Below are 17,705 nucleotides of genomic sequence, written 5' to 3'. Positions count from 1 at the left end.
TCCTCCTACCCTTTCACGCCGCCGACAGTTAAACCTTCTACAAAGTTCTTCTGTGCCAGGCTGAAGACAATAACAATCGGTACAATCATCATGACGGATGTCGCCATGATCAGGTCTGTCTGTGTCCCCCTGTCACTATAGAAGGAACCGATACCTACCGTCAGTGTGAACAAATCACGTTTGCTGACAGAAATCAACGGCCACAGGTAAGAATTGTAACTCGCCATAAACAGGTAGATAAACAGTGCCGACATCATAGACTTTGCCATTGGAAGCGCAATCCTGAAAAACCGTTTGAAATGCCCGCAGCCGTCCATCTCTGCTGCCTCCAGATAGGCATCCGGCAGATCGAGGAAGAACTGCCGCATCAGGAAGATTCCAAAAATATTCACAAAGTAAGGTACGGTCAGCACGAAATAACTGTTTGTCAGTTTCATTCCCGCCATCAGTTTATACAGTGGAATCATCAGCGTATCGTAAGGCACCATCATGAATGCCAGAATACACATAAATACGAAGTTTCTTCCCTTGAACCGGTATTTCGCAAACGTATACCCGATCAGCCCGCTGGTCAGCACACCAACCACTGTATTTAAGATACTCGTCCCAAGACTGTTGAGATAATAGCGGATAAACGGTATGCTGTCCAGTACCCTCTGGTAATTCGTCATTACCCATTTGTGCGGATACATCGTCGGAGGCATCTGCAGTAATTCAGACTGTCCCTTGAATGCTGAAATCAGCATCCAGTATAATGGGAGAATCATAAAGACAGCTCCGGCAGTCATAATTACAACACCAATATAAAATCCGATAGAATGTTTCTTCTTTTTCATCGCCTATACCCCCTGTCCCTTATAATGCTTTGCTTTCTCTTTCCGTTCTCTTGTAATGATCCACTGGATCATACTGAAGAACAGGATAATCAGCATCAGAATTATGGACATGGCAGATGCATAACCGATGTCGCTGTTCTTGATACCTTTATTCATAATGTGCAGCAGCATTACCATCGTACTCGTTCCCGGGGTCCCCTTCGTCAGTATCTGGACCGGTGCAAAGAACATGAATGCGACCGTTGTTGTCATAACGCATACAAATAAAATGTTATTCTTAATCAGCGGGAGCGTAATCCTGAAAAACTTGGCCAAAGGGCCTGCCCCGTCAACCTCCGCCGCCTCATAGTAGCTCTTGTCAATGCCCCTTATCGCTGCCAGCAGGATGACCGCATAATAGCCGAAAATAGACCAGATCTGTACAATACACAGACAGATAAGCGCCTGGCTGGCCGATGTCAGGAATGGCTGCGTCTTCATTCCCAGTGCATCCAGAATCGCATTAAACAAGCCGTAGTTTTTATTGTACAGCCAGTTCCATACAAGACTGATTGCAACCGCAGAAATGACAGACGGCAGGAAATAAATAAATGTAAAAATCTGCCTGAGCCTATTTCCCAACGCATTTAAGCCCGCTGCCAGCAGGATCGCCAGAATGACCGTCGAAGGCACAATAACCAAAGCCGTTACGACCGTGTTTTTCAGCGAAATAAGAAATGTAGGGTCCTTTGTGAATGCCTTTATGTACTGGTCAAATCCCACGAATTTATAGGTGGGATAGGCCATATGTGCGTTTGTAAAACTATACATAATCACAGAAAAAAAGGGGATTATGAAAAATATCAAAAACCAAATAAAGGTGGGTACCAACACACAAAACAGGAATATGCTCCGTCCCCGGTTCCGTTTCGTGCCTATTAACTTTCCCATAAAAGTCCTCCTTGCTTATAGCATCTATTCCGTTCTATTTTAATTCAACCGTATAGTGGAATACTTCTCCGTTCACGATACTCTGGCAGTATTCAATGATGTCCGCGCCGCTGTATGTCACACGGCTCAGGTTAATCGCCGCATCATTTACCATCACATTCATGTCTCTTGCATCTTCCCTGGAAATGTTTACCGCTGAGAAGGTTTCAATTGCCCGCTCCGGAAATACGTGGAACATACGCAGGGTCTTATACAGCCCGTTTTTATCTACTAATTCCCCGGTCAGCTCAGGTACGAATTTTACCGGGATGTATGAATGCTCAATGGCGTATACCTTATTATCCATATATCGTATCCGCTTAATCCAGAATACTTTTTCTTCTGCCCCTATCTGAAGTGGTTCTCTGATAAAGGCCTCCGGAATAATCTCCTGAAACACAATTAATTTTGCAGTTTCTTTGATACCCATTGTTGTCAGCTCTTCACTGAAAGAATAGAACTTATGCAGTTTCTGTCCGATAGAGCGGTTTAATACAAATGTTCCCCTGCCTCTCTTTTTCACGAGATATTTCTCATTCTGCAGTTCATCTATCGCTTTACGCACGGTAATATTGCTTACGTCAAACATTTTTGCAATTTCCGCCTCAGAGGGAATCCTGCTTCCCTCCGCCCATTCGTTTGCCAGTATTTTTCTTCTGATTTCTTCTTTCAGCTGGTAGTAAAGTGCAACAGGTATGTCTTTTCTGATTACGTTCCCGCCTGCCATAATTTATCATCCTTTTTTAATTATTTTGTATATCCCTTTCGGAAACACGGGAACCAGTTTTTATATCTCATATATCGTGATTCCCTGTACGACCCTGTTGACATCGCCCTTTGGACACGGATTGTCGGTCGTATATCCCTTGTCCAGTGATTTTTTCATCGAAAGCAGCTGGGTGAATACAAGTGAGAATATATATGCCCCCATCTCGGAATCTTCCGGAAGTTCTTTTGGAATCTGATAGACCACTTCGTAGTCTTCCCCTTTAATCTCTTCTTTAACAAAATCCGGTTTTATAATAACCACCAGATTCTTCTGTTTCTCCCTGATGATCTCGTTTGCCAGATCTACATCATACTTTCTGCTGTACTCTTTGTTTGATATGAAATGTATCGTAAGGGTCTCTTCATTAATAACCGTTTTTGGCCCGTGGCGGAAACCGGTCGGTGCATCATATCCTGCATGTACATAGCCGTCTGAGAGCTCCATAGACTTGATGGATGCTTCCCTGGCCAGTCCCTTCAGCGCACCTGTTCCCAGCCAGATCAGTCTGCGGTAGTCATTTTCTGCAATCGCGCCCGCCTTGTCAGCCAGTCTGTCAATCTGCGCCTCCACCGCCTCTGCCAGAACAGTTACATATCCCGTATATGTTTCCATCTCTTTATAATGGAACAGACACCATGTCGCAATGCTCATACAGCTTACAGAGCTTGTCATTGCAAAACCCTTATCACAGGTTTCCTTTGGCAGGTCAAGGACCAGGGACTGTTTTGTCTCATACCCGCATCTGGCAAGGCTGCTGTTTTTATCGCATACGATCACGATATTGTACAGATTTTTTACCCGTTTCTGTGCAAAACGTATGGCGGCAATACTCTCCGGGCTTTCACCTGACCGTGCATAGGAAATCAGGAGTGTCGGGGTGTCAAACAGCGTCTCATCCGGTGCGCTGATGATATCCGTTGTATGTACGTTCTCTGTACGGATTCCCATCTCTCCCGCTAACATGTATAAAAATGTCTCTCCTACAAATGCGGATGATCCTGCGCCCGTTGTCACGATCCGTAAATTTGGAACGGACATGACCTGATCCATAAACGCTGAGATTTCGTCTTTTCTCTGCATCAGTGTATCTGCCAGCCGGCGCCATGCTTCCGGCTGCTGTACAATCTCAGTGACGGTATGGATACAGTGGTTCTCTTCATAATAAGTGAGTGGTTTTCCAAACAATTCATTCTTCATTTTTATTTTCTCCCAGTCATTTTTGTTTCTGTTGTTTCATGGTAACTGACCGTTACTTTAACAATTCTGCCATGTGACAGGCCGCCTGCATGGCTACGTTATGGATTTCCCTGTCTGCCAGCCCTCCTATATGGGGTGTCAGCACCACATTGTCAAGTTGAAAGAATGCACTCTCATACAGCGGCTCTTCTTCGAAAACATCCAGTGCCGCTCCTGCAATGCGCCGGTTTTTCAACGCTTCGTACAGTGCCTGCGTGTCAATGATCCCGCCCCTTGCCGCGTTCACAATGACAGCGTCTTTCTTCATCCTGCCGATCGCATCCGCGTTAATAATATGGTATGTCTCCGGTGTCAGCGGGCTTGCCGGAACAAGAATGTCGGCCTCCTGAAACAGGGTATCCCTGTCCACATAAACCGCGCCATATTTTTCGGCTGACTCAGGATTCTGGCTTGTGCTGTTTACAAGCACCCTCATGTCAAATCCCGCCGCCCTCTTTGCCACTGCCTGTCCGATTGCCCCGAAGCTGATGATTCCGAGGGTTTTCCCGGATACGGCATACCCTCTTGCAACCCCGTCACACCATTTCCCTCTGCGGATATTCCTGTCGGCCTCAGGAATCCGGCGCATAACTGCCAGAATCAGTCCCCAGACCAGATCTGCCACCGCATTGAAGTTCTGTCTCGGTACATTGCAGATTCTGATACCTTTCTTTTCAAATGCCGGAAGATCGAGGTGGTCTGCACCCGCACAGTTCAGTGAGATTGCTTCCAGCCCTTCTGCCTTCTCAGCGAATTCTTTCCCTAATGGAATATCCGCCCCCATCAGAATCCCGTCCGGTTTTTCCTCTAGGGTATCCCAGTAGTCCAGAAGGTCTTCCTGTGTATACCCGATCCTGTCTTTTTCCGCCAGCAGGACCGGTTCCAGTCCTGCATCTTCCAGCACGCGAAATGCTTCTTCCTCCTGTTCGAAGGAAAAGGAGATAATCAATACTTTTTTGTTCATAAGGTGTCCCTCTTAAATTTTCTGCTTGATATCAGGCGTTTTAAATCTATTTGTACTGCGGCAGATAGTCTTTATGTTCTTTTATAAAGTCATTGACCAGATTTTCTGCTGTCTCATAATCGGTCACAGCACCGTCGAGCATCATAGCGTCGGCCCAGAGCTGCCTGTCCCCCGTTAATGCTGCTTCCACTGTAAGGTCCACGGATGCAAGCCGCTTGATGATAATATCCTTGACTGGTCCCTCGAATCCGTTCACATGCATGGAGGAGAATCCCCTTGCAGTGGCAACACCCGGAATCTCCAGTACGGCATCGTCAGGAATACCGGCAACGGCGCCCTCATTTGGAATATTCACGGAGAATACCTTCCGTTCATCCAGCAGTAAGGATTTAATGATTTCCGCAAGCTGTTCGTGTTCCCCATCGGCACGCTGGAACAATTCGGCTTCTACTTCACCTTCCGTCTCTCCCTGCTCCAGCATTGCTTTATAGATTCCCTCGCCTCTTGCAATCACATCGTCAATAGGAAATGCATCGATGCCGAGAGTTGCACCATAGTATTTTCCTTCCGGGAAACGCTCCGGGAAGAATTCAACCGCATGGCGGTCCACAACTGCCGGAATCGCCCCGTAGCGTTCGAAGAATTCCCATGAAAGCGGATTGTCCATATGGTTCGGTATTTCCTTGTCTTCCAGAAGTGGATTGAAGAAATTGCGCACATGTGGGTTCTTTTCGTGTTCTTCCTTCTGCCTCTCCACGACATCCAACAGTTCCTGATGCACGTCTTTCCCGTCCACACGGATATCGTACAGCCATGTCAGATGGTTTAAGCCTGCACCGATTGTAGTCAGCCTCTTTACATCCACACCGAGCATTTTCGCCAGATATTTTTCCCCGTAGATAACACCGTGGCAAAGCCCGATTATCTTCACATTTGTTGCCCTTCTTACCGCAGTCACGATAGCGGTCATCGGGTTGGAGTAGTTGAAGAAATATGCATCCGGGCAGAGCCGCTCAATGTCTTTTGCAATCTCAACCATCACAGGAATCATCCTCTGTGCCCTGGAGATTCCCCCCGGCATAATGGAATCGCCTACCGGCTGGTAAATGTTATATTTTCTCGGAATCTTAACATCCTGTTCCCATGCACGCCTGCCTCCGACCGCGATCGTCGTCACGACAAAATCGGCTCCCGGCAACAGGTCTGTCCTGTCTGTGGATGAACTGATGATAATATCGGACTTTTTCTGCTCCACCATCTTCTTCGCAAGCCTCGTTATGGATTCCAGTATCTGCGGGTTAATATCGCAGAGGGCAATCTCCCATTCCCCGAATTCAGACTGGATAAAATCTGCGATCAGCCCCTTTGTAAATACGGCGCTTCCCGCACCTATCAGTACAATTTTCTTTCTCTTGGCCATTATTTGTTACCTCCTCTTTCCCATGCTGTTACAAACGCCTCGTTACATGTCTTTAAAAAATTCTTCAAAAGTTCCATCTGCTCTTTATATTCCGCCCGGTTGACCGCTTCTGCCATTTCTGCCTTCATAAAGAGCTTTATGAAGCCCGGTTCCCCGACTCCCAGCTCATACACCGGGGATGCCTCCATGTTGTGATACACCCTGTCGAATTCTTTCTGGTTGCTGAACTTGTCAATCTCCGCAAAGATACCGGCCGGCTGCTTCTTATAACTGTATATGGCTCCAAAATAGGCATAGAGCGATAATCCTTTGTCATTTTCCAGATAGTACCGGAACCCTTCTGCATACTGTCCGAAGTTATCTTTATCTGCATAATTTACTCTCACACTGCTGATGTGGCTTTCCACTTCATTCAGTGCCTGATCAAAAGCATTCACCAGATTCAGTGAATCTGCCATATTCCGGTAATCAAGCCGGAACCCCTTTTCGTATGCGGCATCTACGATTGCTTCTGCACCGCCTGCTACAAACCTTCGAAGAATCACTGCCTGTTCCCCTCTTGGCCTGCCGGACATATCTGCGAAAACACTGTCAGGCATAAACAGTTTAAAATACTCCGGTTCCGCCCGGTTGATTTCGAATTCCGGGCGTTCGGTTATGTTTTCCAATACACTGCCATAGCTGTGACGGTTATTCTGCTCATCCAGCTCTATCATCAGACCCGGCCGGGTAGACGGGAAATAGATCAGCCCGATATGCAGGTAGAATCCAATTCCCGAACGTCTGCATGTAACCCTGCACCTCAGTCCGTACCAGTGCCGCCCGATACAGTCTTTTGCATCCCGGATTACCTGAAATTCAGCCTTGTCGCTTTTGATGCTTTCAATGGCATCCGCAAGGATATCCCCAAAGCGGTGCATCGATTCCAATGCATTGATATCAATATGAAGTCTTTCCAATGTTTTAAGCCCTCCGTATACGCGCTGTATTATTTAGCCAGGTCCGTCTGTTTCCATGCAAAATCCGGGTTCTGCACACAGAGTTTGCCCCCGCTGATTTCGATGAATGTCCCTGTCAGGTAGGAAGCCTCTTCCGATGCCAGGAATGATACTGCATTCGCCACATCCTCCGGCTTTCCTAATTTATGAAGGGCGATTGCACCCTCCAGTTCATCTTTTTTGCTGTCAATCACACCTCTCGTCATTCCAGTCTCAATGACGCCGGGAATAAACCCGTTTACTCTGATTCCGGCCGGTGCCAGTTCTGCCGCCAATGATTTCGTCAGGCTGTAAACTGCTGCCTTGCTTGCCGCATATGCACCGCTTCCTGCTGACCCCAGCAGTGCCGCATAGGATGCCGCATTGATCAGAACGCCGCCCTTTTCCTTCATGCACCTGCTGCATTCTCTTGCACATAGGAATACGGATTTCAGATTGACATTCATCACCGTATCCCACTGGCCTGCCTCCATATCACAGACGAATGCCTGCGGATAGATTCCCGCATTACTTACGAAAATATCAATATAGCCGAAATCTTCCAATGCAAGCCTGAACCCTTCCTTCACGGATTCCTCTCTGGATACATCCATCACATAAGACTTTACATTGCCGTACTGTTTCAGTTCCCGTTCTGCTTCCTGCAAAGCGTCTTCTTTTAAATCACAGATAAATACATTGGCACCGCTTTCCAGAAACTTCTTTGCAATGGCAAATCCTATTCCCTTTACACTTGCGGCCCCTGTTACACCAACTGTTTTTCCTCTATAGTCAAATGACATGCCTTACTCCTTTCTATGCCCCGTGGATATTAATCTGTCAGTTCCACGACGGCTCCGCGGCTCGCTGAAGCCGCCAGCTTTGAATACAATCCCAGATATCCCGATGTATATTTCGGCTTCGGCGGGATAAACCCTGCCTTCCGCTCCTTAAGTGTCTCATCCGTGACGTGAAGTGTAATACGCTGGGCGGGGATATCTACCGTAATTTCATCGCCGTCCTGTATAAAGGCGATGGGTCCGCCTTCTGCCGCCTCCGGTGATATATGCCCGACAAAGCATCCGTTATTCGTACCGGAAAATCTTCCGTCTGTGATCAGTGCCGTGGATTCTGCAAGCCCCATGCCATAAAGGTACTTCATTGCCTTATACATCTCACGCATTCCCGGCCCGCCTTTGGGACCCTCGTAGCGTATAACGACTACATTGCCCGGCTGGATTTCCCCTCCCAGAATCGCTTCCTCTGCAGTCTCTTCACTGTCAAAGACTCTTGCCGTACCCGTAAATACATGCATCTGCGGTTTGATAGCGGAGGGTTTTGTGATGCAGCCCTCTGGTGACAGGTTTCCTTCCAGGATCGCAATTCCGCCGAACTTACTGAACGGTTCCTCAAGTGTCCTGATAATCTCCCTGTTCACCCTGCCTTCCCTGTGGTTTTTCAGGTTATCCCCGACTGTTTTCCCTGTCACTGTCATGACATCCAGATTTAAAAGAGGTTCCAGCTCCTTCATAACCTGTGGGATACCGCCTGAATTGTGGAAATCTTCCATATTATATTTAGATGACGGGTTGACTTTTGCGACCAGCGGTGTTGTCATGCCGATCTCTTTGAACTTCTCCGTCATCACCTTACTATCGATGCCTGCCTCTCTTGCTACAGCAAGGAGATGGAGCACTCCGTTGGTGGAACCGCCCGTTGCATTTAATAACCGGATTGCATTTTCCAGAGACTTTTCATTGATGATCTGGTCCGCCGTAATGTCCTGAAGCACAAGGTCTACAATTTTCTCCCCTGTCTCGAATGCAATTCTGGTCCGGTCCGCATAAACCGCCGGTATCAGTGCCCCATACGGGAGTGTGATTCCTAGTCCCTCTGAGAGAGCACACATAGTATTAGCCGTCCCGTAGAAGGAACAGGACCCGCAGCCCGGTCCACATGTATTTTCCATGCGGTACAGTTCTTCTTCCTCAAGTTTCCCGGCCCTGACCATCCCGCAGCCCTCGGAAAGCGTTGTGAGATCGGATGCCCTTTCGTCAAAAACGGGGCCCCCCTGCATCGGCCCGCCCGGAAGCAGGATTGCCGGAAGTTTCAGTCTTGCAGCTGCCATGAGGAGTCCCGGAACGATCTTATCACAGGAGCCAAGCAGTACAATTCCATCCAGCTGGTGCGCCTGTACCATCACTTCCACATCATTAGCAATCAGGTCACGGGAAGGGAGGATAAAACGCATCCCTTCGTTCCCCTGGGCTGTGCCGTCACACGCCCCGATAACCCCAAATTCAACCGGAGTACCTCCTGCGGCGTAGATTCCCCGTTTTACACTGTCTGCAACTGCCCTCAGGTTATAACTTCCCGGTACAAGCTCGCTCCATGTATTAGCAATTCCGATAATCGGTTTTTCCAGATCCTTATCAGAAAATCCCATTGATTTGTATACGCCCCTGTTAAAGCTGAAATCCGGACGTTTTAAGATTGATTCACTTCTTCTCACGTTTCTTCCTCCTACCTGATCTTCTCCATCTTCAGGTTGCTCACTACATACTTGTATCCCGCCTCTTTCAGATATTTATGGGCTTTTTTGTTGTAGTTGTATTCCTCGCCGTACAGCCAGCAGAACACTTCAACCTCCCGGCCGGTCTTTTCTTCTAAATGCCGCTTGGCAATTACGATCTCCCTGTACATATCCTCATCCGGCGTTTCTTTCGTAATCTGGAAATGGTTCCCGGTATGGCAGCAAACCTCATGCCGGGAGGCGATCTCCCTGACCTCATCCCAGTTCATCGCAATTCTTTTATCCGGATACAGACTCTCATCCGTAATATTCAGCTCATGCGCCTCGCTGAAAGGCAGCTGTTCTTCCAGCGGGATATCCATAAAGAAGCTTGGGAAATAGAACCACCCGGTAAAATGATATTTGTCCAGAATCGGCAGCATCACATCGTAGTGATTGCGGAAACCTTCAAAGATTGCCGGAATCAATCCTGGCTTTTCGTACGGCCATTTTCTTGTTTCGAAAAACCGGTCCAGATCTTTTAAAGTTACCGGTACGAAATGTTCGCTGTAATACTTAATCTCTGCCTCAAACCTCTCAGCGTTGACGGGATTGGTGTTGTGGTAATTGACAACACGTATGTAAGAGCTGTTTATCAGATAGCGGAACATTTCAAGGCATCTCTTATCTTTTGAGATTGTCTGCAGAAATTCTTCCATTTTAAAGTTCTCCATCTGGTTTTCCTCCCTCCTGCCCATCCTGATTCACTACAAATTGCTTCACCACTTCCCGGTAAGGGACTATCCTGCCGTCTTCGCCGGCATGGAAGAACATCTCCGCCATCGCGCTCATGGCCGGCGCAATTCCCGGATATTCCCCCAGTTCTTCCGCACTCTTCTGCTCGTACAGGCTGGCAAAAACCATCGCGCCTGCCGCCATCAGAAAGCGGAACTCTTCATCCTGCCGTGCTCCTTTATAAGTGGTGTTCCACGATGCAGTCAGGTCATCCAAACCAATCACAGCCGGAATCCCCTCATCCGCTGTCACCCGGCTGTCACAGTATTTCATAAGGGCCTTATAGGGTTCCATCCCCTGTCTTTCAATCTCCTTAAACATGTCCTGAATGTTTTTCATCCGCGTCCTCCTTCAATATGGTATATATATCCAGGCACCCGATTACCTGATTTTTTCGATTTTCAAATTGCTGAGTACATATTTATATCCGGCTTCCTCCAGATGCTTATGCGCCCGGATATTGTAGTTATACTCCTCGCCTGCCAGCCAGCAGAAGACATCCACCGGTTTCTGTATCTTGCTTTCCATACGGCGCTTTGCCTCCACGATCTCCCTGTGCATATCCTCATCTGAAGTTTTCTTCGTTATCTCAAAATGGCTGCCGGTGTGACAGCAGATCTCATGGTTTTTCGATAATTCTCTGATTTCTTCCCAGCTTAAAGCGATTCTCCCATCCTCATACATATACTGCCCGGTTGTCCTCAGGTGGTGGTTTTTACAAAATCCAAGCTGGTCTTCCCTGGCTACATCCGGGAAAAATCCGGGGATGTAGAACCATCCTGTGAAATGGTATTTATCCAGAATGGGCTTCATAATATCGTAATGGCTGCGGTATCCCTCAAATATGGCGGGAATCAGTCCCGGCTTATCATACGGCCATTTTCTTGTTTCAAAAAAGGTATCCAGGTCACTTAACTTTACCGGTACAAAATGTTCGCTGAAGTATTGAATCTCATGCTCCAGCCTTTTCGCATCCCGTTCATTCGTGTTGTGGTAATTTACGACCCGGATATATGCGTTATTTACCAGATAACGGAACATTTCAAAGGTCCGTTTATCCTTTGCAACCGTCTTTGCAAAAGTATGTATATCAAAATTGCTGCTCATGCTCCCTCTCCATTCTTCCTAGTGCTTCGGTATATGAGATACTGCCGCCCGTTTCTGCGCCTGCCGGCTTTTTGTACTGGAAAAACCGTTCTGCCGCTGCTTCCATAGCCGGAATGATCGCCCCTCTTCCGGTTCCTCCCTCTTTTACCATCTGCTGGTCAAGAAGGTCTGTGAACAGCAGTGCGCCGACTGCCTGATAAAAACTCAGTTCGTCCTCCTGCGCAGATACTTCAAATGCCTCCTGATCCGGCGCTGTCAGGTCATCCAGTCCGATAATCATGGGAATCCCTTCCTCATCACGGTTTCTGCTTCCGCAGTATGCAAGCACCCTGCGGTAATTCTCCAGATTGTCGGCCCCGAGCTGTTCAATCAGCTCTTCTATTCCATCCACTTCTTCAGTAAATTCATAGAAATTGAGCTGTCCCAGATTCTCTTCCATACGTTTTTTCTGATAACGGCGGTATGCAAAAAGCATGACCACCACCGTCGTCCCTTCTATGAAAAGGGAGGCCATCCATACTCCCTTCACGTTCAGGTAGAAGGCTCCCCCGATTACAAAGATAACCGGAAGGAAAAGTGTACGCATAAACGAAAAATAGATTGCTTCTTTTGAAGCCTGTATGGATTGGAAGTAAGATATCAGTATCATGTTAACAGCCGCCAACAGGTAAGAAACTGCTACGATTCTTATGGCTCCTGCCGCCTGTACAAGAAATGCCGCATCCGGCTCCAGGAAAATCTTTACAAAAACTTCTGCCTGCCATTCAATCACTGCCACAAACACAACGGACATTCCAAATGCCCACTTTACTGCAAGATGTGTGAATCGTTTTGCCCGTGAGAACTTCCCCGCACCGCTGTTTGCACTCACAAGCGGCTGCATTGCATTCGAAATACCGTTGATCGCCGCCAGTACAATCGTGTTGATATTCACCACGATCCCATAGACAGCGATCACTGTTGTTGCGGCACTTCCTGCAATCCTGATCAGCACGGTGTTGTAAACGAATGTTACAATACCTCCGTCGATTTCTGTCAGGAAGGTGGACATGCCTACCTTCATGATACAGAGGACATCCCGCACGCTGGCATCTGTAAAACTGACTTTCAGATTGGACTTCTTTCGGAAGGTTGAGAAGATCCCTAAGACTACAGTCGATGTAACAGCAAGTGAAGTAGCAAGAGAAGCCCCTGCCATACCACCGTCCAGTACATAGATAAATACAATATCTAAAATGATATTCAGGGAGCAGGATAATAATGTCCCTGCCATTGCCAGCTTAGGTGCATTGTCATTGCGCAGAAAACTGGTAAAGAAACATTCCCCCATGTAAGAGACGGAAAAGATCAGTACCCATTTTACATAATCCGTTACGCCCTGCCTTAGCTCTCCCGCGCCTCCAAGCACTGTGACGATAGGTTTTAAAAACACCATTCCCAGAATCGTTATGGCTGCCGCAATGAGCAGCAGCGTGACTGCGGCTTCTGTAAAAACACTTTTTGCTTTTTCCTTCTTTCCATTTGCCACATATGCGGAAAACATGGCTCCTCCCCCGGTTCCGAGAAGCAGTCCGACGGAATACAGGACTGTCGTCACCGGCCAGGAGAGATTCAGGGCCGCAAGGCCCTGCTCTCCCAGCTTCTGACCGATACACAAGGTATCGATAAAGTAGTTGAAGGATATCATCATGGTAGCCGATACACTTGGAATCAGATACTGTAAAAATGTTTCACTTACATTTCCCTGTAACAAATCTATCTTTTTCTTCATAAATCACCGATGTGTCTTTCTCCTTTTACCTGTTCAGGTTTTCTTCTATCATTGCGTTGCCTTCTTCTTCCATTCCCTTCAATGCAGCATCAATATCTCCGTCAACCAGCAGCTGTCTTAACTTTTCTCTTACGATTGTATAAGTCAGTGTGGAAGGTGTGCCCATGTATGCACCTTCTTCGACTGCATATGGAAGAACATCCTGTGCAATTGTAATTGCCTTATCAACTGAACCTACATTTGGGTCATACTGAAGGTCTGTCAAAGAATCAACCCTGGCCGGAAGGCAGCCTGTCTTATAAGCCCAGTCCCCTGTCTGTTCTGCCGTGGTCATGAATTTTACAAATTCCCATGCCGCTTCTTTATTTTCACACTTATCGGATACGATATATCCCCATCCGCCGGTACCGATGCTGACAGGGTCCGCTCCTTCTACCCATGCCGGCATATTGAATACCTGCCAGTTGACATCCGGTATGTCTATTGCAAAACTGCCTGAATACCACGGTGCACCTACACACATTGCCGCAGTCCCCTGGACAAATGATTCATAACGCGGAGTCCCTTCATCGCTGACTGCATCCGGTCCCTGTGTATATTTGAGCAGTGTCTCCGCTGCCTTCTTCGCCTCCGGAGTCTGGAACTTCACTTTATTATTTGCCTCATCCTTATAATCTCCGCCATACTGCATGATTAAAGAAAGGAAATTTGCTTCCCACTGTGCATACACATATGCCAGTCCTGAGCGGACCACCTGTCCGTTCTCATCCTTCTGGGTCAGCTTCTCTGCTATTTCCAGCAGTTCGTCAAAGCTTGACGGTCCGTTGTTGTCTATCCAGCTCTGCGGAAGCTCCACACCCTCTTCCTTTAAGATGTCCATATTGACGTATAAGCTTGGGGACTCTGCATTGATCTCTGACGGGATACAGTAGTACTTACCTTCAACCTGCTTATTGATCAGTGCACTCTCGTAATAGTTCTCCTCCATATACTCTTTTGTCATGACATCATCCGGGATCTCATCAATGACGCCTGCCTTTGCCCAGTCTGTAATGCTCTGCCAGGTCTGCATGACGTCGGCCTGCTCACCCGCTGAAAACGCCTGGTTAAGCTTGTCGGAGAACTCCGGGAAATATTCCACCTGAATATTTACATCCGGATATTCTTTCTGGAAGGCCTCAATTGCCGGTCCAAAATAAGACTTCCATGCTTCCGTGTCCTGTGTCCAGAAGGTCAGGTCACCGTCGATCTTCCCGTCACCGTCCTCCCAGTCCTTACTGCCTCCGCATCCTGCCAGTAATGAGGTTGTCATCGCTGCTGCCAATAGTAATGCAATCACTCTTTTTTTCATCTTTCGTCCTCCTATGGATCTTTCTTTTTCATATTTTCATACTAGCATTATGTTATGTTTTATTCTTAATATATATTTACCAGTTTTTCACTTATTTTTACTTTCTATAGTTAATGTTGCATAATTTTATATTTTTCTTTGTATTATTAATCATAATTTTAACGCATCTGTTTAAAAGCAAAACAGATGCGCCGGAGTTTAGAAACGGACTGTGAAGTTATAATCTGACTGATAGGAGAATACTATGATTACTACAAAAGAAAACAATCCCTTCGGGACCATTGAATTTACCGATACCTATAAGCTGAAGGCCTTACCCTCCACATGGTGCATCGCGCTGGCTGAACAGGGAAGCGGCAGTTACCTGCACCAAAACCTGATTTCGGATTTCCAGCACCGGGACTGCTTCCTGCTGTATGATGCGGAAGATATCACCTTGTCTTATGGGGAGGGCAAGCCATGCCGGTTTACGCTTTTTTCGTTTTCTATGGATGATGTAGATACTTCAGGGGCCGCGGATAAGGGCCAGCAGCTCCTGAAACAGTTTTTCAGCGGGCGGATAACCTTTCAGCATTTCTCTCTCCCACGCAAGAATTATGACGCCATACGGGCGCTGCTCAAACTGTGCAGCCAGATTTTACAGGACACGCTCCCAGTATCCCCTATGATTTACCGGCATACCTTCCTTGCCCTCATACTGTACTTTGCCCAGACAGGCTTTGTGCTGAAACCCGAGAGTCAGCTGTTCACGAAAAGTTTTTCCACCCGTGAAGTCATGATCGCACAAGTCAAGCACCTCATCCGGCAAAATTACGCCGATCCGCTGCCACTTTCATATCTGGCGGCTTATGTATATGCGAATCCCAGTTATTTAAGCCGTATTTTCAAGGCAGACACTGGAATGTGCCTGTCTGCCTTCATCAACCAGGTCCGGATTGACAATGCGAAACAACTGTTGGAAGATACGGATGAACTGATTATAGATATTGCCATTTCCTGCGGTTTCAACCAGATTCCGCACTTTAACCGGATTTTTAAAGAATATACCGGTATGTCTCCTTCAGCTTACCGCAAGGCATACCGGCACCGGGCTCTTTAATCGGCCTTATGTTGTGAACGGGAAAGCTGGTACGCCACATCCACAATCATATCTTCCTGACCGCCTACCATGCCGCGCCTTCCTAATTCAACCAGAATATCTTTTATATTCAAATCAAACTTTTCTGCAGCACGTCTGGCATGGAGCAGGAAGCTGGAATATACCCCTGCGTATCCCAGCATAAGGGATGCAGTGTCGATGACCTGCGCCCTGGGCATAATGGGTTCCACGGCTTCTTCCGCCACCTTAAGAATCTTATCCAGATCAATCCCGGTCGCACATTCCATACGCTCCAGCACTGCGGACAGCACTTCAATCTGACAGTTGCCGGCTCCTGCGCCGAGCCCTCTTAAGGTGCCGTCAATATATGACGCCCCCTCTTCTGCCGCCGCAAGCGAATTCGCAACGGCAAGCCCTAAGTTATTATGCGCATGGAACCCAACCGGGATACTGAGCTTTTCTGACAGCAGGCTGACCCGCCGGCGCACATCATCCGGCAGGAGGTGTCCGGCCGAGTCTGCCAGATTGACATAGTCGACTCCTGCATCCTCGAATATCCTCGCCTGTTCCAGAATCTTCTCCGGCTCTGCCATATGTACCATCATCAGGAAGCCGGCCGTAAACATGCCTCTGTCCTTTGCCGCTTTTATATGCTGCAGGGAAACGTCTGCCTCTGTGACATGGGTTGCAATCCTGACCGCACGCACACCATGATCATAAGCCTCCTGCAAATCTGATATCGTCCCGATTCCGGGGATCAGGAGCGCGCCCAGTTTTGCCCGTTTTACCACCTTGGATGCGGCTTCAATCAGTTCAATGTCCCTTGTTTTAGAAAACCCGTAATTGATCGAGGAGCCTGCGATTCCGTCCCCGTGACTCACTTCGATGATATCTGCACCTGCATCATCCAGCCCCTGCGCAATCAGGCTCACCTGTTCTTTCGTAAAGCTGTGGCTCATCGCATGGCTTCCGTCACGCATCGTCGTGTCAATGAAATGTATTCTACTTTTCATGCCTGTTTCCTCCTTGTAAAAACCTTTCTTCTGCTATTTTTTCTGCTGCCTCAATGGCGGCTGAATTGATGATATCCAGATTTCCTGAATATTTCGGAAGGAAGTCTCCCGCACCTTCTACCTCTACAATGACAGTCACTCTGTTCCCGTCCATGATCGGAGGGGTCCTGAGCTTATATCCCGGCACGTATTTTTGTATTTCCTTCACCATCTTGTTTACGGACCCGGTAATTGCCTTTTCATCCGGGTTCTTTACAATCGAATGGATTGTGTTTGTCATCATGAGCGGCGGTTCTGCCGGATTCAGGATAATAATTGCCTTGCCTTTGTCTGCTCCTCCGACTGTTTCCAGTGCCTTTGCCGTCGTTTCTGTAAATTCATCGATATTGGCACGGGTACCGGGACCTGCGCTTTTGGAGGAAATACAGGATATGATCTCTGTGTATTCGCTGTCTGCCACACGGTTGATTGCATATGCAATCGGGACTGTCGCCTGCCCCCCGCAGGTTACCATGTTAAGATTCATCTCATCTGACAGGCTTTCCAGATTCACACATGGCACAACATATGGTCCCACCGCCGCCGGGGTCATATCGATGGCAACCTTGCCCGCCGCCTTAAGCAGCGGCGCGTGCATTTTATGTGCCTTAGCACCCGTCGCATCAAACACAATCTTAATGTCATCTCTGTCTAAGATTGTCTCTATCCCCTTGGTCGTAGTCTCAAATCCGAGCCGCTTTGCCCTTTTGATTCCCTCAGATTCAACGATTCCTACCATGCAGGACATCTCCAGATTCCTGCTTCTCATAACTTTGTACATTAAGTCGGAACCGATATTCCCCGGTCCGATAATCGCAACTTTTACTTTCTCCATGTCTTTCCCTTT

Annotated in this window: 17 protein-coding genes; 1 reads left to right on the top strand and 16 read right to left on the bottom strand. The window is 47.6% G+C overall.

The features are described from left to right. Positions 1-5: 5 nt before the first annotated feature. Genes ABIN22_RS07275 through ABIN22_RS07210 form a run of 14 tightly spaced genes read right to left on the bottom strand, consistent with a single transcriptional unit; the run spans position 6 to position 14,707 of the window. A complete protein-coding gene (locus ABIN22_RS07275) occupies positions 6-836 on the bottom strand; it encodes a carbohydrate ABC transporter permease (RefSeq protein ID WP_346907637.1) in 831 nt (276 codons plus the stop codon). 3 nt (positions 837-839) lie between these two features. Beyond that, positions 840-1,766: a carbohydrate ABC transporter permease gene (locus tag ABIN22_RS07270; RefSeq protein ID WP_346907635.1), complete on the bottom strand. Its 927-nt coding sequence runs from the start codon at positions 1,764-1,766 to the stop codon at positions 840-842. Positions 1,767-1,800: 34 nt separating this feature from the next. Beyond that, the gene (locus ABIN22_RS07265; RefSeq protein ID WP_346907633.1) at positions 1,801-2,532 is read right to left on the bottom strand and encodes a GntR family transcriptional regulator; all 732 of its coding nucleotides are present in this window, start codon (positions 2,530-2,532) and stop codon (positions 1,801-1,803) included. A gap of 60 nt (positions 2,533-2,592) precedes the next feature. Next, positions 2,593-3,771, bottom strand: coding sequence for an SIS domain-containing protein (locus ABIN22_RS07260; protein ID WP_346907631.1), 1,179 nt, complete (start codon positions 3,769-3,771; stop codon positions 2,593-2,595). A 52-nt stretch (positions 3,772-3,823) separates the two neighbouring features. Then, complete coding sequence (locus ABIN22_RS07255) at positions 3,824-4,774, bottom strand: phosphoglycerate dehydrogenase (RefSeq protein ID WP_346907629.1); 951 nt, start codon at positions 4,772-4,774, stop codon at positions 3,824-3,826. 46 nt (positions 4,775-4,820) lie between these two features. Next, the gene (locus tag ABIN22_RS07250) at positions 4,821-6,194 is read right to left on the bottom strand and encodes a family 4 glycosyl hydrolase (RefSeq protein ID WP_346907627.1); all 1,374 of its coding nucleotides are present in this window, start codon (positions 6,192-6,194) and stop codon (positions 4,821-4,823) included. Then, complete coding sequence (locus ABIN22_RS07245) at positions 6,194-7,153, bottom strand: hypothetical protein (protein WP_346907625.1); 960 nt, start codon at positions 7,151-7,153, stop codon at positions 6,194-6,196. The genes ABIN22_RS07250 and ABIN22_RS07245 overlap by 1 nt, the downstream gene beginning before the upstream one ends. A gap of 29 nt (positions 7,154-7,182) precedes the next feature. Continuing rightward, on the bottom strand, positions 7,183-7,974 hold the full coding sequence (locus ABIN22_RS07240; protein ID WP_109731967.1) for an SDR family NAD(P)-dependent oxidoreductase: 792 nt from the start codon (positions 7,972-7,974) through the stop codon (positions 7,183-7,185). A gap of 29 nt (positions 7,975-8,003) precedes the next feature. Then, positions 8,004-9,683 carry a dihydroxy-acid dehydratase gene (ilvD, locus tag ABIN22_RS07235; RefSeq protein ID WP_346907623.1) on the bottom strand — a complete coding sequence of 560 codons (1,680 nt, stop codon included), beginning with the start codon at positions 9,681-9,683 and terminating at the stop codon, positions 8,004-8,006. A gap of 11 nt (positions 9,684-9,694) precedes the next feature. Continuing rightward, a complete protein-coding gene (locus ABIN22_RS07230) occupies positions 9,695-10,417 on the bottom strand; it encodes a polysaccharide deacetylase family protein (protein WP_346907621.1) in 723 nt (240 codons plus the stop codon). After that, on the bottom strand, positions 10,404-10,817 hold the full coding sequence (locus ABIN22_RS07225; protein ID WP_118620693.1) for a hypothetical protein: 414 nt from the start codon (positions 10,815-10,817) through the stop codon (positions 10,404-10,406). The genes ABIN22_RS07230 and ABIN22_RS07225 overlap by 14 nt, the downstream gene beginning before the upstream one ends. 42 nt (positions 10,818-10,859) lie before the next feature. Continuing rightward, on the bottom strand, positions 10,860-11,585 hold the full coding sequence (locus ABIN22_RS07220) for a polysaccharide deacetylase family protein (protein ID WP_118620694.1): 726 nt from the start codon (positions 11,583-11,585) through the stop codon (positions 10,860-10,862). Next, positions 11,569-13,356, bottom strand: coding sequence for an MATE family efflux transporter (locus tag ABIN22_RS07215; RefSeq protein WP_118620695.1), 1,788 nt, complete (start codon positions 13,354-13,356; stop codon positions 11,569-11,571). Before ABIN22_RS07215 ends, ABIN22_RS07220 begins: the two co-directional genes overlap by 17 nt. A 25-nt stretch (positions 13,357-13,381) precedes the next feature. Then, positions 13,382-14,707: an ABC transporter substrate-binding protein gene (locus ABIN22_RS07210; RefSeq protein ID WP_118620696.1), complete on the bottom strand. Its 1,326-nt coding sequence runs from the start codon at positions 14,705-14,707 to the stop codon at positions 13,382-13,384. A gap of 244 nt (positions 14,708-14,951) precedes the next feature. Here ABIN22_RS07210 and ABIN22_RS07205 point away from each other — a divergent pair, with 244 nt between their 5' ends. After that, on the top strand, positions 14,952-15,806 hold the full coding sequence (locus ABIN22_RS07205; protein ID WP_346907618.1) for a helix-turn-helix domain-containing protein: 855 nt from the start codon (positions 14,952-14,954) through the stop codon (positions 15,804-15,806). On the opposite strand, the gene dmpG is transcribed toward ABIN22_RS07205, so the two are convergent. Beyond that, positions 15,803-16,819 carry a 4-hydroxy-2-oxovalerate aldolase gene (dmpG, locus tag ABIN22_RS07200; RefSeq protein ID WP_118620698.1) on the bottom strand — a complete coding sequence of 339 codons (1,017 nt, stop codon included), beginning with the start codon at positions 16,817-16,819 and terminating at the stop codon, positions 15,803-15,805. The two genes, ABIN22_RS07205 and dmpG, sit on opposite strands and share 4 nt — an antisense overlap. Next, positions 16,809-17,693 carry an acetaldehyde dehydrogenase (acetylating) gene (locus ABIN22_RS07195; protein ID WP_346907616.1) on the bottom strand — a complete coding sequence of 295 codons (885 nt, stop codon included), beginning with the start codon at positions 17,691-17,693 and terminating at the stop codon, positions 16,809-16,811. The genes dmpG and ABIN22_RS07195 overlap by 11 nt, the downstream gene beginning before the upstream one ends. Positions 17,694-17,705: the final 12 nt, after the last annotated feature.

It is taken from the genome of Faecalicatena orotica, from assembly GCF_905197545.1.
Lineage (GTDB): Bacteria > Bacillota > Clostridia > Lachnospirales > Lachnospiraceae > Faecalicatena_A > Faecalicatena_A orotica.
The sequence above is the reverse complement of the archived record's forward strand: the minus strand, read 5'-3'. Positions and strand labels throughout refer to the sequence as shown.

Coding starts and splice junctions, on each gene's coding strand:
- ABIN22_RS07275 (WP_346907637.1), bottom strand. CDS start 836: ATGAAAAAGAAGAAACATTCTATCGGATTTTATATTGGTGTTGTAATT.
- ABIN22_RS07270 (WP_346907635.1), bottom strand. CDS start 1,766: ATGGGAAAGTTAATAGGCACGAAACGGAACCGGGGACGGAGCATATTC.
- ABIN22_RS07265 (WP_346907633.1), bottom strand. CDS start 2,532: ATGGCAGGCGGGAACGTAATCAGAAAAGACATACCTGTTGCACTTTAC.
- ABIN22_RS07260 (WP_346907631.1), bottom strand. CDS start 3,771: ATGAAGAATGAATTGTTTGGAAAACCACTCACTTATTATGAAGAGAAC.
- ABIN22_RS07255 (WP_346907629.1), bottom strand. CDS start 4,774: ATGAACAAAAAAGTATTGATTATCTCCTTTTCCTTCGAACAGGAGGAA.
- ABIN22_RS07250 (WP_346907627.1), bottom strand. CDS start 6,194: ATGGCCAAGAGAAAGAAAATTGTACTGATAGGTGCGGGAAGCGCCGTA.
- ABIN22_RS07240 (WP_109731967.1), bottom strand. CDS start 7,974: ATGTCATTTGACTATAGAGGAAAAACAGTTGGTGTAACAGGGGCCGCA.
- ABIN22_RS07230 (WP_346907621.1), bottom strand. CDS start 10,417: ATGGAGAACTTTAAAATGGAAGAATTTCTGCAGACAATCTCAAAAGAT.
- ABIN22_RS07225 (WP_118620693.1), bottom strand. CDS start 10,817: ATGAAAAACATTCAGGACATGTTTAAGGAGATTGAAAGACAGGGGATG.
- ABIN22_RS07220 (WP_118620694.1), bottom strand. CDS start 11,585: ATGAGCAGCAATTTTGATATACATACTTTTGCAAAGACGGTTGCAAAG.
- ABIN22_RS07215 (WP_118620695.1), bottom strand. CDS start 13,356: ATGAAGAAAAAGATAGATTTGTTACAGGGAAATGTAAGTGAAACATTT.
- ABIN22_RS07210 (WP_118620696.1), bottom strand. CDS start 14,707: ATGAAAAAAAGAGTGATTGCATTACTATTGGCAGCAGCGATGACAACC.
- ABIN22_RS07205 (WP_346907618.1), top strand. CDS start 14,952: ATGATTACTACAAAAGAAAACAATCCCTTCGGGACCATTGAATTTACC.
- dmpG (WP_118620698.1), bottom strand. CDS start 16,819: ATGAAAAGTAGAATACATTTCATTGACACGACGATGCGTGACGGAAGC.
- ABIN22_RS07195 (WP_346907616.1), bottom strand. CDS start 17,693: ATGGAGAAAGTAAAAGTTGCGATTATCGGACCGGGGAATATCGGTTCC.